The 20,142-nt window shown below is 39.7% G+C and carries 18 protein-coding genes; 9 read left to right on the top strand and 9 right to left on the bottom strand.

Annotated elements, in window-relative coordinates:
- Window positions 1-12: 12 nt before the first annotated feature.
- The 5 genes from ehuA (at window position 13) to AM592_RS01005 (ending at window position 5,164) form a co-directional block, all read left to right on the top strand.
- Window positions 13-834, top strand: coding sequence for an ectoine/hydroxyectoine ABC transporter ATP-binding protein EhuA (gene ehuA, locus AM592_RS00985; RefSeq protein ID WP_245213138.1), 822 nt, complete (start codon window positions 13-15; stop codon window positions 832-834).
- Window positions 835-1,077: 243 nt separating this feature from the next.
- A complete protein-coding gene (locus AM592_RS00990) occupies window positions 1,078-1,488 on the top strand; it encodes a DoxX family protein (RefSeq protein WP_053602056.1) in 411 nt (136 codons plus the stop codon).
- A gap of 213 nt (window positions 1,489-1,701) precedes the next feature.
- The gene (locus AM592_RS00995; RefSeq protein ID WP_158320280.1) at window positions 1,702-2,550 is read left to right on the top strand and encodes a MurR/RpiR family transcriptional regulator; all 849 of its coding nucleotides are present in this window, start codon (window positions 1,702-1,704) and stop codon (window positions 2,548-2,550) included.
- Between the two features lie 22 nt (window positions 2,551-2,572).
- A complete protein-coding gene (locus AM592_RS01000) occupies window positions 2,573-3,973 on the top strand; it encodes a sodium/glutamate symporter (RefSeq protein WP_053602058.1) in 1,401 nt (466 codons plus the stop codon).
- Window positions 3,974-4,003: 30 nt separating this feature from the next.
- Window positions 4,004-5,164, top strand: a complete 1,161-nt coding sequence (locus AM592_RS01005) for an NAD(P)/FAD-dependent oxidoreductase (protein WP_053602059.1) — start codon at window positions 4,004-4,006, stop codon at window positions 5,162-5,164.
- A 105-nt stretch (window positions 5,165-5,269) separates the two neighbouring features.
- On the opposite strand, the gene AM592_RS01010 is transcribed toward AM592_RS01005, so the two are convergent.
- Window positions 5,270-5,704: an RrF2 family transcriptional regulator gene (locus AM592_RS01010; protein WP_053602060.1), complete on the bottom strand. Its 435-nt coding sequence runs from the start codon at window positions 5,702-5,704 to the stop codon at window positions 5,270-5,272.
- Window positions 5,705-5,880: 176 nt separating this feature from the next.
- Between AM592_RS01010 and hmpA the strand changes: the two genes are divergently transcribed.
- On the top strand, window positions 5,881-7,086 hold the full coding sequence (hmpA, locus tag AM592_RS01015; RefSeq protein ID WP_053602061.1) for an NO-inducible flavohemoprotein: 1,206 nt from the start codon (window positions 5,881-5,883) through the stop codon (window positions 7,084-7,086).
- Window positions 7,087-7,132: 46 nt separating this feature from the next.
- Here the strand turns inward: hmpA and ptsG are convergent, their stop codons facing one another.
- The 6 genes from ptsG to AM592_RS01040 all read right to left on the bottom strand — a co-directional run bounded on the left by ptsG (window position 7,133) and on the right by AM592_RS01040 (window position 13,007).
- A complete protein-coding gene (ptsG, locus tag AM592_RS01020) occupies window positions 7,133-9,226 on the bottom strand; it encodes a glucose-specific PTS transporter subunit IIBC (protein ID WP_053602062.1) in 2,094 nt (697 codons plus the stop codon).
- A gap of 209 nt (window positions 9,227-9,435) precedes the next feature.
- Window positions 9,436-10,302 carry a glucose PTS transporter transcription antiterminator GlcT gene (gene glcT / locus AM592_RS01025; RefSeq protein ID WP_098945173.1) on the bottom strand — a complete coding sequence of 289 codons (867 nt, stop codon included), beginning with the start codon at window positions 10,300-10,302 and terminating at the stop codon, window positions 9,436-9,438.
- Between the two features lie 42 nt (window positions 10,303-10,344).
- Entirely contained in the window at window positions 10,345-11,316 is a 972-nt protein-coding gene (locus AM592_RS01030) for a LacI family DNA-binding transcriptional regulator (protein ID WP_053602064.1), read from the bottom strand.
- 513 nt (window positions 11,317-11,829) lie between these two features.
- A complete protein-coding gene (locus AM592_RS25290; protein WP_404799048.1) occupies window positions 11,830-12,054 on the bottom strand; it encodes a DUF6220 domain-containing protein in 225 nt (74 codons plus the stop codon).
- A complete protein-coding gene (locus tag AM592_RS01035) occupies window positions 12,051-12,554 on the bottom strand; it encodes a DUF6022 family protein (protein ID WP_148564295.1) in 504 nt (167 codons plus the stop codon). The genes AM592_RS25290 and AM592_RS01035 overlap by 4 nt, the downstream gene beginning before the upstream one ends.
- 18 nt (window positions 12,555-12,572) lie before the next feature.
- A complete protein-coding gene (locus tag AM592_RS01040) occupies window positions 12,573-13,007 on the bottom strand; it encodes a DUF6526 family protein (RefSeq protein WP_053602066.1) in 435 nt (144 codons plus the stop codon).
- A gap of 257 nt (window positions 13,008-13,264) precedes the next feature.
- Here AM592_RS01040 and AM592_RS01045 point away from each other — a divergent pair, with 257 nt between their 5' ends.
- The 3 genes from AM592_RS01045 (at window position 13,265) to AM592_RS01055 (ending at window position 17,265) form a co-directional block, all read left to right on the top strand.
- Window positions 13,265-13,867 carry a TetR/AcrR family transcriptional regulator gene (locus AM592_RS01045; protein WP_053602067.1) on the top strand — a complete coding sequence of 201 codons (603 nt, stop codon included), beginning with the start codon at window positions 13,265-13,267 and terminating at the stop codon, window positions 13,865-13,867.
- Between the two features lie 146 nt (window positions 13,868-14,013).
- Window positions 14,014-14,790: a nucleotidyltransferase domain-containing protein gene (locus AM592_RS01050; RefSeq protein WP_053602068.1), complete on the top strand. Its 777-nt coding sequence runs from the start codon at window positions 14,014-14,016 to the stop codon at window positions 14,788-14,790.
- 897 nt (window positions 14,791-15,687) lie between these two features.
- On the top strand, window positions 15,688-17,265 hold the full coding sequence (locus AM592_RS01055) for a Vga family ABC-F type ribosomal protection protein (RefSeq protein ID WP_053602069.1): 1,578 nt from the start codon (window positions 15,688-15,690) through the stop codon (window positions 17,263-17,265).
- 41 nt (window positions 17,266-17,306) lie between these two features.
- Here the strand turns inward: AM592_RS01055 and AM592_RS23005 are convergent, their stop codons facing one another.
- Entirely contained in the window at window positions 17,307-18,965 is a 1,659-nt protein-coding gene (locus AM592_RS23005) for a nucleoside recognition domain-containing protein (RefSeq protein WP_082363632.1), read from the bottom strand.
- Window positions 18,959-20,068, bottom strand: coding sequence for an NAD(P)/FAD-dependent oxidoreductase (locus tag AM592_RS01065; protein WP_053602070.1), 1,110 nt, complete (start codon window positions 20,066-20,068; stop codon window positions 18,959-18,961). The genes AM592_RS23005 and AM592_RS01065 overlap by 7 nt, the downstream gene beginning before the upstream one ends.
- Window positions 20,069-20,142 lie beyond the last annotated feature (74 nt).

A 20,142-nucleotide genomic window follows, 5' to 3' on the forward strand; every position in this document is an offset into this window, starting at 1 on the left:
AAGGTGATCGGATTGGCTCATGTACGACGAAGTAAAAACGATAAACCAATTGTTCAATATCGAAATATTAAAAAGTCGTTTGGCGAAGTGCAAATTTTAAACGGAGTGGACCTTGACCTATATCCCGGAGAAAAAGTCGCTGTTATAGGACCCAGCGGCTCAGGAAAAACCACGCTTGCACGCATGCTAATGACCCTTGAAGAACCTTCTGGCGGAACGATTGAAGTAGAGGGAGAAAGCTTGTGGCACAAAGAAGTGAACGGCTCAATCGCTCCTGCTGATAAAAAACATTTTCGAAAGGTACGCGGCAAAATCGGTATGGTTTTTCAGCAGTACAATCTATTTCCGCACATGACCATTTTACGGAATGTGATGGAAGCGCCTGTCCATGTATTAAAGATACCAAAAGAGGAAGCGAAAAATCGGGCGATCGAGATGTTAACAAAAGTAGGGCTCGCCAATAAACTGGATGCGTATCCGGCCCAGCTATCCGGGGGCCAGCAGCAGCGTGTGGCGATTGCCAGAGCATGTGTAATGAAGCCGAAAATCATGCTGTTTGACGAAGTAACGGCAGCACTTGACCCGGAGCTTGTCGGTGAAGTGCTGCAGGTCATCAAAAATATTGCGGACGACGGCAGCGTGTCAATGATGATCATAACTCACGAGATGGACTTTGCTTACGAGGTAGCAGATCGCGTAGTATTTATGGCAGACGGCCAAATCGTTGAACAAGCCCCGCCAAAACAATTATTCTCTAATCCAACCCATCAACGGACAAAAGACTTTTTAAGCCGTTTCCTGAATAAAAATTCGTTTACGGCAAATATTCTTTAATCGAAGCTTCCTTAGCTGGTACCTTTGCTGGCTGAGGAAGTTTTTGGTTTGGATTAAATTAGTGCTCGGAGAAATCACTAGGACAGTAGAACTATTTTCGAAATGCTTTTCTCTCTTTTCTTGAAAACAGTTTACGAATGATCTAATATTTAAACTACATAATGTAGTGTACTAGGTTCTCAAAATTTTTTTACACTTAAACACTACATAATGTAGTGTTTATAAAGAAAGGAGTCAAATCAAATGCAAAGAAATCATGAAATCGGAACATTCTTATTGAGACTTATGCTCGGTATCACATTTTTTGCACACGGCATGAGTAAATTCCAGGGAGGGATTGAAAATACAGCCGGATTCTTTGCAAGCTTAGGCATTCCGGGATTTATGGCGTATGTAGTTGCAATAATCGAGTTGATTGGCGGAATTGCTATGGTTGCAGGCATTGGAACAAGAATCGTATCCGCGCTGTTTGCAGTGATCTTGATTGTCGCTACGCTGCTAGTGAAGCTGCCAGATGGTTTCTTAGGAGGCTATGAATTGGATATCGTTTTACTGGTTGTTTCCCTGCACCTTGCTTTAAACGGAAGTGCTCTATACTCTGTAGATTCCAAGCTGCCGTTTTTGAAGAAGAAAAAACATAGTATAAATGCTTAAACTTTAGAAATTGATACACTGATCTCTGCACTTACGTAAGTGCAAAGATCAGTGTATTTTATTATTTTAAACAATCTAAAAAAATAGAATAATCAAAAAATTAATTGACATAATGGATGAGTTGGAGTAACTTTAAAAAAAGAAGGATATAAAACAAATTATTTTTAATATGAAGCAAATACTTCATTATTGTGTGGAGGAAAGTTAATGAGTGTGAAAAACTTAATCATTTCAAAGATACAATCATCGAATAAGCCTATTACAAAATCTCAAAAGCTAGTTGCGGATTTCATGATAAAAAATGTTGAGAAATCTACTTATATGACTGCTAATCAAATTGGGACAGAAGCAGGAGTAAGCGAAACTACTGTTATCCGCTTTGCTCTGTCTTTAGGTTATAAAAGTTTCTCGGATTTGCAGGAGGATTTTAGAGAAAGAATTATTACCGATCAAACAGTCAAAAGATTTCAACAAGCAAATAAGGAAATGGGAGAAAAAGATACAATCGCAAGCAGTTTTCATTTAGATAGTGAAAACCTGAATAAAACATATGAACAAATAAACCGAGAGTCATTTGGAAAAGCTGTTGATTTAATCTGTCAGGCAAACAAAACGTGTGTCATCGGATTTCGCTCATCTTCTACCGACGCCAATTACCTGGGATTCTCTTTACATGCGATGTTGGGAAATGTATCAACAATTACTTCAACAGGAATGGAATTTGAAGACTGTCTTCGAAATTCTGATGAAGAAACAGTCATTATTGCAATTAGTTTTTCAAGGTATACGGCATTTGTGGTGGAAGCCATTCAGTATTTAAAAAAAGAGAAAAACTGTAAGGTTATTACGATTACAGATGGTATCCATTCACCGCTTATTGCTTTCAGCGATGAAGTTTTTATTGTGGAAGTTCGTTCATTCACTCCAATCAACTCTCATGTTGCTTCGATTGCATTATGCAATTCTTTTATTTCTTCTATCGGTCAAAAACAAACACATAGGATTGAGAACAATTTAAATAGCTTAGAGGATTATTTAAGAAAAATAAACATTTTTTATTAAATGTTAATAAAGGAGAGAGCCCATGATTCCAAATACACCAATTGATTCAATTACGCTTAGTGCAATGCTGTTTTATCTTGCAGTTTTAGGGGCACTGCTTGCAGTTGGGGTTTTTCTTAGAATGAAGATTTCATTATTAAAGAAGTTTTTTATTCCCGCTTCACTTTTAGCTGGTTTTATTGGCTTAATCTTAGGTCCTGATGGAGCAAAACTTCTTACAAGTGAGATGGTAAGCTCATGGGGGAGTTTGGCTGGTATCTTAATTACTTTTGTATTTGCACCGATGCTGATTGGAATCAAAATGAAGGATTCAAAAGGTGCAAAGAAACATTTTGCCCCGCAGCTGTTTTATCATTACATGGGGAATATGATTCAATATTTTCTTCCTGTTTTTATTACGATCACTATATTGGTCCCTCTATTTGGTGTGAATGAATTATTTGCAACGTTAATAGAGGTTGGCTGGTCAGGGGGGCATGGCACTGCAGCAGGGATGGGTGAAGTATACAGCAGCTTTCAATGGGAAGAAGGAGGAACTCTCGGGTTAACATCTGCCACAATTGGTCTTGTCGTTTCATTTATCGGTGGAATCATAATAATTAATTACTCAGTAAAAAAGGGATATACATCAGTCTTAAAAAACCGAAATCAGATGAAACAAAAAAATGAAGAAGATATTTCAGAAGAGAAGAGAGAGCCCGGATCTTACACTACAATCAGCGGGGATGTCGTTGATGGATTTGCGTTTCACGCTGCATTACTCTTGATCGCTGTATTGCTGGGCTGGTTTATGCAGAAAATCTTAGAAACTTTTATACCTGGCCTTCCATTATTTCCAATGGCAATGATTGGGGGAGGAATATTAAACCTAGTAATATCCAAAACTAGTTACTATAAATTAATTGATGTGCGAACGTTTCAAAGGATACAAGGGATTAGCTTGGAGTTTTTGATTGTGGGGGCAGTGGCTTCCATTAAGATTCCTGTTGTTGTAGAATACGCCCTTCCGTTATTCGTTATGTCTGTGCTCATGTTGTTATCAATGCTTTGGTTTTTCTTTTACATGGGGCCGAGAATGTTTAAAGAAGATTGGTTTGAAAATTCGATTGTCATTTTTGGTACATTAACAGGAGTTGCCGCTATAGGTTTGATGCTTCTTCGCACGGTGGATCCGGAAGGGAAAACGGGTGCTATGGCTGCTTATGGCTTGAAAGCTCCTTTGTTTAGCCCATTTTTAGGGGGAGGGTTAATTACTTCTATTTTTCCAATAATGCTGATTTCATATGGCCCCTTTTGGGTTGGAGGAATCACTTTGATGATTTTCCTTGTTTTATTTTTTGTTGCCAAATCGACCGGCGTTTATAGAAAAAAGAAATCCCCGAAGAAAAATGATTATTCTGAAGGTGTTTCCAGTACGAACTAACAACTTGACGAACAAAAAGGAATGAAGCGAATGATTTATGACGTAATCGTGATTGGCGGAGGTGTGATAGGGACATCAATTGCCTATCAAGCAGCTAAAAAAGGAAAAAAGATAATTATCATTGAAAAAGGAAGTATCGCCAATACAGGCGGGGCTTCCGCAGCTTCGGCAGGAGGGCTTAGAGAAAACGACCGTGATCCTCGTGAAATGCCTCTCGCGCAAGCAAGCCTTACCATGTGGGCTGACTTGGAAAGTGAATTGGATGCCGATTTAGAGTATGTTAATTCAGGACAGCTGATGCTTTTTGACGAGTCAATCACTGACAATCAAATTATGGAGATTGCTGAGAGAAACAAGAAATTTCACATAGATTATCATCAGTTAGATAGAGAAAATCTTTTACAAAAAGTACCGGCATTATCCACAGAATTTCAAAGAGGAATTTTTTATAAGAATGGAGGCCATGCCAATCCGTTATTAGCAACTATTGCGTTCGCCGAAGCTGCCAGAAGATTAGGAGTAAAAATTCAAAGAGGAACGACTGTGAAAAAAATCATGCTGACTCCAGGAGAAAAGAGTGTCACAGGTGTATTGACGGATAAAGGAGATTTTTATGCAGAAGTAGTTGTAAATGCTGCAGGAGCATGGGCTTCTAAAATTCATGAAACGGTAGGTACACCATTGCCAATTGCCGCCAGAGCTCCTCAAATGTCAGCAACTCTTCCAGCTCCTCAATTTCTAGGCCCGGTAATCAGTATATTAGGGAGAAAACTTAGCTTAAAACAAACGATTGACGGGCGGCTCCGGGCAGGCGGCGGATATTCAAGCAACCCTGGAAATGATGAATTTTCAGCAACTTTTTCAAAAGAAAGCCTGGACAGTCAAAGACAGCAAATTCTTTCAGTTTTACCAAAAGCTTTGGATAGTCCAGTAGATTATACTTACTATGGGATAGAGGCTGAATGTGAGGACGGTGTTCCTATTTTAGGAGCATTCCCGAATATTGGAGGATATTTTTTAGCTACTGGTTTTAGCGGACATGGATTTACGCTTGCACCGGGCATCGGGGTTGCGATGTCGGAATTAATATCGGGTTCAACTTCATCTATTTCAATTAACGGGCTTGGCTTCGAACGCTTTTTAGACGCTTCCCATGCTCAGGCTTTTGAGGGAAGAATTTATCCTGGATAATTGCAATTTGGCTTTAGTAAAAGTTCATTTTTAAGCAAATCAGATTGCTTAAAAATGAACTTTTTTGTACATGTTAACTATAAAACTGATAAATTGTTTAAAATCTCAAGAACCCAACAACTTACGAAGATCATCCCTGTTATGGACTAAGTCCTCCAACGTATATTTTTTCAACACATCTATGAACGCTTGAAGAGCTTCAGCCAAAGCGTGCCGCAGCTTACATGAGGGGGTTAACGCACAGTGGCTGGTCTCCTTGTTAAAGCATTCGACAAGATGAAAATCTTCTTCGGTTTTTGAAACGACCTCGCCAATATTGATCTCTCTTGGATGTTTGGCAAGTCTCACGCCGCCATTGCGGCCGCGAATCGTTTCAATATAACCGAGTTTTCCAAGCTCATGAGTAACCTTCATTAAGTGATTTTTCGATATTTGATAAGAATCTGCAATATCCTTAATATTACTTAATTTTTCACCGTTTTGCAGGGAAAGATATATCAACACTCTTAACGAATAATCGGTATAATTTGTTAATCTCATTTTGCTGCTCCCTGAGAGTTTTATTATTCATCATAGCATCCTGTGATGAAATATGACAGAAATGTAGCTGAAATTGTGACAATTTCTTTAAGATGTATATAAAATATATCTTTTTTTCGAGGTATCCTGTATTTTTAAAGATATATATATAATGAATCTTTAAAGGGTGGCTGAATATGTTAAATCCAAAAACGATTGAAATCATAAAAAGTACGGTTCCAGTATTAGAAAAACACGGGAAAGAAATAACGACCCGTTTTTATCAAATGCTTTTTGAAGATCATCCTGAACTGCTTAATATTTTTAACCAGACAAATCAAAAAACAGGCCGCCAGCAAACAGCTTTAGCTAATGCAGTTTATGCCGCAGCAGCCTATATTGATAAGCTGGAAACGATCATACCTGTTGTTAAGCAGATCGCGCATAAGCATCGCAGCATCGGAATTAAACCGGAGCATTACCCAATTGTAGGGAAGTACTTGCTGCTTGCTATCGAAGATGTGGTAAAAGACGTGCCCAAAGAAGTGATTGAGGCTTGGGGAGAAGCATATGGAGTTATTGCGGATATTTTTATCCAAACAGAGCATGAAATGTATGTGGAAGCTGCTGAAAAAGAAGGCGGATGGAAAGATTATAAACCATTTGCCATTTCCCGCAAAGTAAAAGAAAGTGACTTGATTACCTCCATATATCTAAAGCCTAAAGACGGAAAGCCTACCGCGTCCTTTTTGTCGGGTCAATACATTAGTGTTCGCGTCAATATACCAGGAGATGAGCATACTCACATTCGCCAATACAGCTTATCGGATGCGCCCAATGGGGAATATTATCGAATTACGATTAAACGCGAATCAGAAGAAAAGGCAACATTGGGAGCTGTTTCGAATTACTTGCATGATCAGCTGAAAGAAGGAGACAGCATTGAAATCAGTGCTCCTGCCGGAGAGTTTGTTTTAGATCAAACGACAGATAAGCCTCTTGTGCTAATAAGCGGAGGAGTCGGTGTTACGCCATTAATGAGCATGATGAAGGTCTCTGCAAAAGAGCAGCCAAATCGTGATATTACATTTATCCAAGCGGCTAGAAGTGGCCGTCATATTGCATTAGATAAAGAAATTCAAGAAATTACAAACGGAATTTCCCGGAAGCATTTGATTTGCTATGAAACGCCGACAGCAGAAGATATTGAAGCGCAAAGCTTTGATAAAGAAGGCTATATAACATCTCAATGGTTAAACGATGTAATTTCTGATAAAGCTGCAGATTACTATTTGTGCGGCCCGATCCCTTTTATGAAGGCCGTTTATCAAATGTTACTAGAAATCGGGGTACAAGAGGAAGCGATTCATTATGAATTGTTTGGTCCGCATGAAAAGCTTTAACTAAAAATACGGCCGCTCTTCAAACTTAGAGCGGCCGTTTTCTGCGTTATGATTTAATTTCAATTATATTTTCCTGTTGTATTTTCACTTCTCCGCTTTCAAGAAGTGTTACAGATTCGCCTTCATTTAAGTTTGTGAAAATGATTGGCGTCATAAGTGATGGAACCTTTGCTCCCACAGCTTCAAGATCTACTTCGAGGAGCTTCTGCCCTGTTTCGATACTGTCGCCTTCAGAAACAAACGCTGTGAATCCTTCGCCTTTTAAGCTGACGGTATCAATTCCGAAGTGAATAAGGATTTCTCTTCCCCCGTCTGAACGAAGTCCGATCGCATGCTTTGTCGGGAAGACATTCAGCACTTCCCCTTTTATAGGAGAGACAACAACGCCTTCGCTAGGCAAAATGGCAAATCCGTCGCCCATCATTTTTCCTGAGAACACTTGATCAGGAACGTCAGTAATCGGGTGGATTTCTCCGGTGATTGGAGCCGTAAATATGTCTTCTTCTTGCTCATTTTGCAAAGGACCTGTGACAACTTCTTCTACCTGCTGTTCCACTTCTTTTTCTTCATCAACTTTTACAGGTCTTGGCGTGCGTCCTGCAATGATGTCTTGCATTTGAGTTTTGATTCCGTCAGAGCGAGTTCCGAAAATGGCTTGAATGTTGTTTCCAACCTCTAGTACTCCAGAAGCGCCAAGCTTTTTCAAGCGATCTTTATCGACTTTTTTCTGATCATTAACGGTAACACGAAGTCTCGTAATACAAGCGTCAAGGTGCTTGATGTTTTCCTGTGAGCCCATCGCTTCAAGAATTTCATAAGGGAGATCTCCGGTAGCTGCTCCACCTTCTGTTCCTTCAGTTTCCTGTACATCTTCACGACCCGGTGTTTTCAAGTTGAATTTGCGGATCGCAAAGCGGAAGCCGAAGTAATAGATGACAGCAATCGCTAAACCAACTGGTATGACAAGCCACCACGCCGTACGGTTTGGCAGGATTCCGAATAGGAAGTAGTCAATCAGGCCTCCGGAAAACGTCATCCCGATTTTAACATTTAAAATATCCATCATCATAAAGGATACACCTGCGAATAAACAGTGAATTGCAAATAGAATTGGTGCAACGAATAAGAAAGAGAACTCAAGCGGTTCTGTAATTCCTGTTAAGAAAGATGTTAGAGCTGCAGAACCCATAATTCCGGCAACCAGCTTTTTGTTTTCCTTTTTCGCTTCATGATAAATCGCAAGAGCAGCGGCAGGAAGCCCAAACATCATGAATGGATATTTTCCGGTCATAAAAGTTCCGGCTGTCAATTCGACACCGTCTTTTACTTGCGCCATGAATATTCTTTGGTCACCGCGAACGATTTCGCCAGCCTGGTTTGTATAGCTAAAGAACTCATACCAGAACGGTGAATAGAAAATGTGATGCAATCCGAATGGAATCAAGGAACGCTCGATGACTCCAAAAACAAACGCCGTAAGAGTTGGGTTTGCTTCAAGCAAGCCTGTTGAGAACGAGTTTAGAGCGTGTTGAATTGGCGGCCAAATCACAAGCATAATCAAACCGAGAATTAAAGCAGATATTGACGTTACAATTGGCACAAAACGCTTTCCGGCAAAGAACCCAAGATATTGCGGCAATTCGATTTTAAAGAATTTGTTGTACATGGCTGCTGCCAGGACCCCGACGATAATCCCGCCGAATACGCCCGTAGCTAAAGTAGGAATCCCGAGCATCGTTGTAAATTCAGGATGATTTTCTTTGAAAAATTCAGCACGTGCCACTGTATCACTTGGAATGGACCCATTTGCTAAGAGAACGGCGCTCATGGAAGCATTCATCACAAGATAGCCGATAATTGCGGCTATTCCTGCAACACCGTCTCCGTTGGCAAGACCAATGGCAACACCGACGGCAAATAATAATGGCAGATTCGCAAAAACAATATCTCCCGCATTTTCCATTACACTGGCTATAAGCTGTATGATATCGTTATTCAGATATGGGGCAACATCCAGCATTTGCGGATTTTGCAATGCGTTACCGACAGCAAGCAGAATACCTGCCGCAGGCAAAATGGCAACAGGCAGCATTAGTGCCCGCCCGATTTTTTGGAGTACTCCAAAAAGAGCTTTAAACATGTAATTGACCTCCTCTAGTCGATAGTGTAACCTTGCAGAAAAATAACATGTCATAGAGTCTAAGTTTCTTTTTTAAACCGTTTACATTTTATCAAGACAAAAAGGCATGGTGATAAAAAGGGCACACAAAAAGCGCAGAAGCTTTTCCATGTTCCTATACTAATCACTCATGCCTGATCGAATCAGTAACACGTGTTATAAGAAACGTATTATGAAATTTTATTTGTTAAACGGTATAAATGCAATGTTAAGTAAACGGCTTCAGCCTCATGGACATGTTTTTTCAAAGATTGCTGCAAGATTTTTATTAATTTCCAAGCAGTATTGTAGCATAAAGGATATTCATTTTTCAATAGCAACATTAATTTTTCTGGTTCTTCAATCGGTTCTTCGCGTTTGATCCGGTCGATCGTAAACCGAATGTGGCGGATCATCCTTAAATAATTGACGCTTTCACGGTTGACTTTCATTTGAAACGAGTCCTCAATCACTTGGACCATTTTTCCTATAAGCTGCGAGTGCTGGTTGACCTCGCTTAAGGGTCGATCGGTAAGAGCGCTGTGAATATGCAAAGCAATAAAGCCGATTTCGCCTTCAGGAAGCTCAATACCTGCTCGCTCATTGATCATCTCAACGGCTTCTTTTGCCAGTACAAATTCTTTCGGATACAAGGATTCCGTTTCTAATAAAAACGGGTTTTTCATATCGAATCCCTCTTGAAAACGCTTAATAGCAAACGCAATATGATCGGTTAAAGCTATGTGTATATGCTCATTTAAAGAATGGCCGCTTTTATTGGCAATCTGATAGATAACGTCGTTTGCGAGATCAATTGTTTTTTCATCGACATACGTAAGCAGCTTCTTAAATTGCTTTTGTTCATTATTATTTTTTAACACGAATAATTTTTCGTAAGTGCCGTAATCGATCGGATCCAGGCGTTTTTTCCCAAAGCCGATCCCTTTGCCGATCAGGACAACCTCACCGTGTTCTTCATGGTTCCCAATTAAAACATTATTGTTAAGTACCTTTTCAACGGTAAAGGGTATACTCATGAGCCTCAGCTCCTTTGTCATTCAATCTACCATAATTCGAATAAAAAGGATAGATCATTTTTACTAAACCGTTAATCTTTCAATTAGGCGGTAAGGAAGGACGAAATGTTCAGGTGAGTCTCCTTTTAGCTGTTTTTTCATGAGGGTAAAGGAACGTTTACCCATTTCTTTCGTCTGAATTTCAATCGTTGAGATACCAAGGATTCGGCTGATTTCTTGATTATCGCAGCTTAATATTGCCAAGTCATCAGGAATGGTTACTGAGTGCTTCTGTGCTTCAAGAAGCATTCCTGCTGATACTTGGTCATTTGCTACGAACATGGCTGTCGGTTTTTCTTTCAACATAACCCATTTGTGAAACAATGTTTCTCCATCTGACATTGTAAGTAGGTTGTCCATCACCCATTCCTCTTTATAGGGCTCGCCAATATCCTTTAAGGCATCTTGATAAGCCTTGATGCGGTAGTGACTGTTTATCCCTTTTTTCCTGGCAAGAGCAATCCCAATTTTTCTGTGGCCCTTGCTTATTAAATAATCTAAGCCGTGACGAAATGCGGTATGATGCGGAATGCTGATGGAAGAAAAATTCGGATCTTGAGAGGACTGGCACAAAACGATTGGTCCTGTTTCCTTCCATTCCATAAGCTCGTGATCAGGCATCGCTTTTGAGCAAATGATCAATCCGTCGATCTGGCGTTGTTTTAATTGTTCTAAGCTGTACCTTTCTTTTTCTAAAAGGTAATTGGTTTGATAAAGGGCAAGATGTATGCCGGACGTTTCAGCTTCTTCTGCGATCCCTTCGAGCAGTCCAGCGAAATAAGGGATATTAATCGTCGGAAGTACGACTCCGATCATATTCGAATAGCCTTTCGACAAATGTACGGCATGAATATTTCTTGTATACTCCAGCTGTTCCATTGCATTGAGCACTTTTTTTCTCTTTTCTTCCTTTACATATGGATGATCATTAAGGACTCTTGAAACCGTGCTGATCGAAACACCGGCAAGCTCTGCGATTTTGCGAATATTAGCCATGAAATTTTCCCTCTTTCAATTTTTCCTTGCTCTGAAACGCGTTTCATCAATTACGATGGTTTCGTACCGGTACACATCACGTTTTTTATGAAAGGAGAAGGAACAATTGGGTTTTTTTGTTCTGATTCTATTATGTGCTGTTGAGTTGTTTGCTTGTATTTTAGCTCTAAATCAGTCAAAAGGAAAATATGAAATTAAACCATTTCGCACATTTGATGATTTTTTTATAACGAAGGATGATAAATAGCAGGTAGTGGGGGTAAAAAACGAGCTTGCTGGAGTTAAACTTACAAATAATTAATAGGATAGTTAGTATTAGTCCATGCCTAACTATCCTAAATTCGCGGCAAGGTCTTAAATATTGGTTGAATGAAAAAGTTGAAAAATCTTCATGCAGCTCCAAAATAAGAAGAGAGCGATAACTGGATGAAGTGCACCTATAATTTCGATCCGAGGTGAGATCGCAGCTGTAAAGAATAACACGATAACTATTCCGAACAACCCAACACATCTCTAAAGTATTCTTCTGGGTAATTGAGCAGAAAAGCACAATGCTGCCATTACTAGCGGCAGAATAAAGAAATATCTAGCAAAGCTTTCATGATAACTCCAATTTATCGGATTCATGAAAAATGCGAGACCCGCAAAGAAAACCTGGAGGGTAATACAAATCAAAAAAATCCAAGTAAACATAATGAAACTAATTCGGGAAAACTTCACGATTTTCTGTTTGTTCATGGCTTTTGATTCTCAGAATTCGCAACTTGATGTTGCAAATTTTCTGAAAGGATGAGCTCTTTAATTCTTTCGGTATTGGTTTCTTTTAAAGTTAATAATTGGGGAGGTCTAGGAATACGTAAACGGGTATGATCATGAAAAATTCGTGTTACTATGGTTCCTAATGCGTTGCCATTCATTTGCGAGATGACACTCCAGAATCGTCTTTCGCGATCTTCTAACGCTCCCCATCTCTCGACAGATTGAGGAAAGCTTCCCGGCAGAAATGGATTGGAGTCTAATCCTGCTTCTGTAAGCTGCTTAGCTATTGGATGAAATAATTTTGAAAAATACAATCCGTAAGCTGTATCACCGCCTTTTTCAAAATGGGATTGAAGTTCGTTTTCGTTTTGATCCCAAACCTGCTGCCATGAAGAGTCAATTAATTCCTGAATATGACACTTTAGTGCTTCAATTGTCCTTCCGTTTTCTGAAAATTGCTCAATTAGAGTTTTCATCATTATTCCTCCGTATCGTTGTTAAACTCGATAATGATCAGCTTTCCAATTTTTAATGAACTGTTTAATAACATCAGGTGCCAAGTTTTCCTTCACAGTCTCCTCGCATAGTTTAGGAAACTCCTCATCACCTGCAAAACGCAAGGCGATAATTTGCTCCATTGTTAAGCGATTATCGAGCATTTTTCCAGTCAGTACGAATGATCGTAAATTTTCTTCAGCTCGAATGATCCTATCTTGAAGTTTGCAAACAAAAGATCTTAGGAAAAAAACGGTTATTGTCACGATTAAAGCGAGTGCAGTGATCAAAATATCAGTTCCGATGGCTCCTCCGTTCAAGACTGAGAGGATCGTAAATACAATTCCGGCTAGTAAACTACTAAAGCAAAGGGGGACAAGGAAATAGTGGAACGAAGGTACTATTCTCGTGTGATTTTCATAATCTTGAGGTTTCAAAATCGATCCTCCTTTAAAAAATGAGTAAGTTTGACAAATGAGTGTGTATTCACTCACAGCAATACAAAGTTCAATCTCCTTTCCTAAAGTAGTAGCTACCGATAGTAAATAGAACTCTTTTCTATTGAGTGAGCGCACACTCAAAAGCCCACAAAAAATTTTCTCTTCAATCGTTGACTTGACAATGAGTGAGCGCACACTCATAATGAGATTATAAATTATGAATTTTTTCTTGTCAAGGATTGAGAGGGATTATATTGGAACTGCGTGAAAGAATTATTAAGGCAGCTGAACAGGTCATTCAAGAAAAAGGGCTTGCTTATACTACGACAAAAGAGATTGCCAGGACGGCTGGATGCTCTGAAGGCTCATTATATAATAATTTTGAAAGTAAAGAGGATGTATTTCTACATGTGTTAAGAGGCCAATTGCGAAATTTTATGGGGATATTAAAATCGCTTCGTGATCGAATTGGAAATGGAACAGTCAGGAGTCATTTAGATGAAGTAGCAAACGCAGCAGTTGAAGATTATTACTATTCAACCCCTCTAATGGCAGCAGTCTTTTCTGAACCTGGTCTATTAAGCCGGCATAGGGAAGGCTTCACTGAACGAAATGAAGGACCTCATAGAGCAAATGAAGCTGTGGAAGCTTATCTGCGAGGAGAACAACAATTGGGAAGATTAAGTGAACACGTGGATCCAAGAGCGGCAGCTGATATGTTGTTAGGCAGCTGCTTTCAATATTCGTTCCAAAGAAGGTTCTTAGGTGAAGAATTGTCAAGTGAAGCGAAAACAAGATTTACGAAACAGCTTTTAGATACTTTATTTCAAGTATTAACGTCCGACAGAGACAACTGATAGAACGATGTATTGGATGTTTAGATAGATGAATATGAGATTTATTTTTACAATTACATGAGTTGTAGAGGAAAGTATTTGCACAGCTTGTACAATGGGTGCATTTTTAAATTATATCAACGATTAGTGAATAGAGGGGTCACACTTTGAAGAAAAAAATATCAGCAGAATTACAAGCAATAGAAAAAAAACACCAAGTACAAATCCTTTATGCGTGTGAATCGGGCAGCCGGGCATGGGGGTTCCCTTCGAAGGATAGCGATTATGATGTACGTTTTATTTATATTCATAAGCCTGATTGGTATCTCTCCATTGAGGATAAACGTGACGTCATCGAACTGCCGATTGATGAACTGCTTGATATCAATGGTTGGGACTTGCGGAAAGCATTGAACTTGTTTCGAAAATCTAATCCGCCGTTAATGGAATGGCTGAAATCGGATATTGTCTACAAGCAAAATGATTGGTTTTTGAAAAGCATGCAGGAGCTCACGAACGATTATTTCTCCCCTCTTTCTTGCGCACACCATTATTTAAATATGGCAAGAAACAATAATCGCGGCTATCTTCAGGGAGACAAGGTCCGTATTAAGAAATATTTTTATGTGCTGCGGCCGTTGCTTGCCTGCCTCTGGATTCAGCAAAACCAGTCGATGCCGCCGATGCGGTTTCAAGAACTGGCTCATGCGATGCTTCCTTCAGGTGAACTAAACGAACAGGTTGAAAAATTATTGGAACGGAAAACACGAGGAGAAGAGCTGGGAACAGAGCCTAGAGTAGAAATCATTCACGAATTCATTGAGCAGACACTTCCTAAAGTCGAAGCCTTTCTAAAGGATTGGCCAAAGAATGAAAGGCTTCCGGCCGCGCCGTTAGATCGGTTGTTTAGGGAAGCATTGAGTTTGAATAGAGAAGCGAATTGAAACAATAGGGAGGTAGTAAAACTCTGTATTTACAAGCCTTCCGGGTTTCAGGAACTCATCACCTTAATTAGAAAGGACATGCAGATGAATCGTTATATAAAAATAGGAATAGTTTTACTAGTAAGTATTTTCATAATGTCAATGCTATTCTGTTATATTGTAGATGGGAGCCTTAATGGTGATGATTTTTTCAGAAGTATTATCTATTCTCTAGTTTTTAGTGTGGTTTTTAGTACAGGGTTAAAATTACGCCGCAATAAAAATTAACGCTGGACATAAAAATACGAATGAAATACTCCCAAAATCATAAATAAATCTTCTTTATACCTTTGATTTCCCAGTTTCATCTCTGCATCTTTCAAGACTTTCATTTTATATTCAACTATCACAATTCCATCTGTACCTTTTGAAAATTGAGCCCAGCTAAAAGGTTGTTTAGAAATAGTACCGCGCGAATATCAGAAAAATCGCCCAAGATCACACATGAATTTCAATCTTCACCAACAACCAATGAGTATATTTCTGACAAACTCAACTTGACACTTCTGCATCCCCCATCATAAACTAATAGTAAGAAAAAATGAAAGGGTGAGCTAAGTACATGAAGTTTTAATCCTATTTCCAAGAAAAACATTCGTTATCGCTCTCGAATCGTTTTCCCAGAATAGGATTAGTCTGTACTTTTTACATCCTTTAATCGGTATGTCTTTTCCTATTCAGAAAACCAGAGGCTGGTAACGGCTTTTTCTGAATAGGATTAGCCATGTACTATTGCAGCGAATTCACATGCACCTTTATTTGCTGCAGCTTACATAGCCTCCTATTCGGAACGGATGGGGGGCTTTTTAGCGCATAAAAAGCCTCCGACCAGATCAATAAACTGGAGGAGGAGACCGTTTGACGATATTAGAAGCAAATTATATTGAAAAATACGTGAGAGACCGAATGCTGTTTAAGGCGGAGCAGCTGAAAATTGAAGAAAGCGACCGGATCGGACTGGTAGGCAAAAACGGCAGCGGAAAAACGACTTTGTTAACAATTTTGTCAGGAAACGGAGAAGCAGATGAAGGCACAATCATGACACATTCAACCCGTTATCTTTTGCCGCAGTTAAAGGAAGCGAAATCGAAAAAAAGCGGTGGCGAAGTGACGAAGGAATATATTGATAAAGCATTAATGCAAAAAGCTGACATTCTATTTGCAGATGAACCGACGACTCATCTTGATACTAACTGGATGGAAGAGCTTGAAAACCGGCTGAAAAAATACCGGGGAGCCATAGTTCTCGTTTCCCACGATCGATATTTTTTAGATCAGCTCTGCACGAAAATCTGGGAAATTGATGAAGGAAGCATTAACGAATACAAAGGAAACTATTCAAGCTACATTAAACAGAAAGAGCTGTTGAGGAAGCAGCACCAAGAAAAATACGAAGCCTACATGGAAAAGAAAGAGCAGCTGGAGAAAGCGATACAGCTAAAGGAACGAAAAGCAGCAAAAGTGACAAATCCTTCCCCAAAAAAACTGAGTACATCAGAAACTCGGGAAGCAAAGCCTTATTTTGCTAAGCTGCAGAAAAAAATGCATCAGAACATCAAGGCTCTGGAAAAGCGTGTAGAAAAGCTTGATGAGGTAGAAAAGCCGAAAAAACAAACGGCGATCAAAATGGATATTCCGAATCAAGAGAAGATGAAAGGGAAAACGATCCTTCGTGCCACTGATTTATCGATGCAATTTGGGAAACGGATTCTTTGGAAACCGGCTTCTTTCGAAATAAAAGCTGGTGAAAAAGCAGCGATCATCGGCAAAAATGGGGCGGGAAAAACAACCCTGCTTAAGCAACTGATGCATGAACGAAAAGAGGTTTCGCTTTCTCCTTCTGTCAAGCTTGGTTATTTCAGCCAGAACCTTGATATCCTAGAGCAAGAGCAGTCCATCTTAGAAAACGTAATGAAATCTTCATTTCAAGAGGAAAGCATGGTTCGGACTGTATTGGCAAGACTTCATTTTTTACGTGAAGATGTATTTAAGCCGGTTCGTGTGCTCAGCGGCGGCGAGAGAGTGAAGGTGGCTTTTGCTAAAGTATTTTTAAGCGATATGAACGTTCTTGTGATGGACGAACCGACTAATTTTCTCGATATTGAAGCCTTGGAAGCATTAGAGAGCTTGCTTACAGACTATGAGGGAACGATTTTATTTGTATCCCACGACAGAAGATTTATTGAAAACATTGCCACCCGAATAATCGAAATTTCCAATCAGTCTATTACTGCTTTTGACGGCGGTTACAGAGATTTTTTAGAAAGAAACCGGGAGTCAACGAGGGATTTCGTAAAAGATGAATTGCTTCAAGTGGAAACCAAGCTTTCCGAAGTGATCAGCAGACTTAGCGAAAGTCCGACGGAAGAATTAGATCTTGAGTTTAAAGCACTGGTTGCGGAGCGGAAAAGGCTGCAAGATTTGAAAAAAGAGTAGAAGAAAAAACGCAGCATAGGAGCCGTATGCTGCGTTCTTCGTCATTCAAATAACTTAAACACTAGCAGAAAACACATTGCAAAGCAAACAGACGTAATCACTTGCCGATAAATAAACTGAATTGCGTTTTTTAGTCCGAATTCCTTCGCTATGGTCATCATCGTAACGAGACAAGCTGTCAAAGTTGAAGATAGAAATACCAAGAGAAACAGCTGTGAACAGGAAAGCTGGCTTAAAAAGTCACCTTGTCCCTGATTAAAGAGCAGGATCCCATCTTTTCGGATCATGGAAAATGCCAAGCCTGAAGCTGCTTCTGCGGGCAGCTGAAGAAGAGCAAGCAACGGATGGAATATAATGGAAAATACTTGGATCACATGAAAGGTTTGCAGGAAAGAAGCGACGAAGCAGATGAAGATAAAAATAGGCATAGCTTGTAAACTAAATTGCTTTACGTCATTTTTTAGCCTGAAAAACGTTCCCAACCAGGTAGGCTTTTGTAAAAAAGTCCGTCTAGGTATTGGACGTGACCCTGTATCAAAAGCTTTATTGTGAAACCAAATTCGTTTATGAATGATCCCGGCAAATGTTAACGTCAAAATATAAGGAAAAAACATCCAAGTCGAGTGTGCAGAGTTAAATATAGACAGGGTCGCGCCAATCTGATAGCTGCAGGCCGAGCCGAATGAGATCATTGAGACACATTGCTTCCGAGTACAAGCACTGCAGTTTCTGCTTTGATAAACGGCGACCACATTACAGCCAAACCCGCTTAATACCGGGACAAGATCGTGGCTGTCAATGCCAATTCTTCTCGTTATTGGCGCAAGCGAATCAATGATTCGATCTTTTATGCCAGTCTCATCTGCAATCGCTGTACTTACACCCATTAAAAATACGACTGGGAACGCCCAAATAAACGAATAGATCCCGAGCGTCAACAGCCCATAATCACCAATCATAATGGTTTGGATCAAAGCCGGCGAATTCTCAAATAGTTTCAATACTTCAGAAAGTAAATACTGATCAAATAAGGGCTGCAGTACAGAAGAAAGTTGATAAGCGATCCACACCGGAAAAAGAAACATGCTGATCAATGTACAGATGGAAAGCATTGGACCAGTTAAAGGACGGTCAAACAGCAGCTGACGGGGCTCTACATTTGCCAGCTTTAGTTCAGCCAAATGGTTTAATTGTTTTTCTGTCCATACTTTTTGGCTTGTTACGAATTCCATCAAAAGCTTTCTCTGATCCTCTCTCAACAACCTTGTATCTAAGAGAAATAAAGGCAGCTTTTCTTTTAACAGCAGCTCCTTTAGCTGCTGTTTATCGTTTTCTCTCATTTTATCTGCATAGGTGACGACGACAATAAACGGCTTATTTGTCACCTTAATTAATGGCAATAATGCCTTTATCTCGTCTTGGAAATGTGTTCCTCTGGCTACAAGAATGATTTTATCTGATTGTCGGATTTCTTTTAAGGCGATTTCATTTGAATCTTTTTCAGACATCCTTATACCAGGTGTATCAACGATTAACATATGATCAAGACGATTTATCCGGATCGAATAGCTGGATCCTTTCACATTTGTCTCATCACCAGACTTGTTCATGCTCATACGTGAAAAAAGCGTCGTTTTCCCAGCGGATTCTAAGCCGATTAAAGCAACACGTTCATCGCTTATCGCCGAAGTTTCTAACATTCACACTCCACCCCGCAGCAAGAAAGATCATCTAAAAACATTTGATTACGGCGATAAGTGTCAAAAACCTTTTCGTCACAGTCGAGACCTAACCGTGTAATCACTTCCTTTGCTACAACAGCAAAGCGCTGGCGGAACTTATAAATAAAACAAAAAATAACTGCCTGTTGGCGTACGCTCGGTCCAATTAAAAAAAGATTAGATACAATTGTAGATTCGTCATTTTCTGTAAGATGCGGAAGCCCGTCTTCTCTCCATTCGAAAAAAGATTCTATTTGTTTTGCCCCGGAAAGAAAGCCGGTTGCTAATATTGGTTTTGTTTTAGAGAAATAAGTGGCTCCATCCGCTAAAAGAAGCTGATATCCTGACTGTTCTTTTGTGATTCCTGTAACTTCACTTCCGCCAATAAGCCGAAGCTTCTTTGTAGCCATTGCGGTTTTTAGCCTTTCATACGTATATGGAGACAAGGAAAGACTTGGATCTGCCTCATTCGGCTTCCATGCTTCTGTACGTGAAAAAATGGTGGCTGAGTTTCCGGAGCTGATCAGATGCGAGGCCGCGTCAATTCCGCTTTCATAGCCGCCAATAATGGTATATTCATTCTTTTCAAAAGCTTCCCATGATTGAACCTGACTGCTGTGAATTGCATATCCAGCTCCTTCAAAGGGCCGAGCATTTGGAAAGTTGAATTCGCCTGCTGCCCATATAAGCTGGTCTGCTTCTATCATTCCGTCAGAAGTGTATAAAATAAATGATTTCTTTCTTTCTACATGTTCAACATTCACATTTTCATAAACCGGCAAATCAAAATGCTCTGCAAGCAGGGAGAGGTATTCTCCATACTCCTGCCCGGTCAAATGCTCCTTCTTAAACGTATATGCGGGTGAGGTTTCCGGTGTAATAGCGTTCAAATCCAAAGCCCCGAAGCCGTGTCCTGTGAAGGAGGGGGTGAGCAGCTTCATTTCATTTGGCCAATTAAAAAAAGTCGATCCAACCTGATCTCTTTCTAAAATCACAAAGTCATTTATCTTTAATTTTTTTAGCAAGATACCAAGCCCAATACCAGCGGGACCGGCGCCTACGATTACAATTTTCTTTTTCATTACGGGCATTCCTTTCTTTCAAAACGTAATTATTACGATTTAAACTGTATACTATATGAACATCAAGTTGCAAG

This window comes from Bacillus gobiensis (assembly GCF_001278705.1).
GTDB lineage: Bacteria > Bacillota > Bacilli > Bacillales > Bacillaceae > Bacillus > Bacillus gobiensis.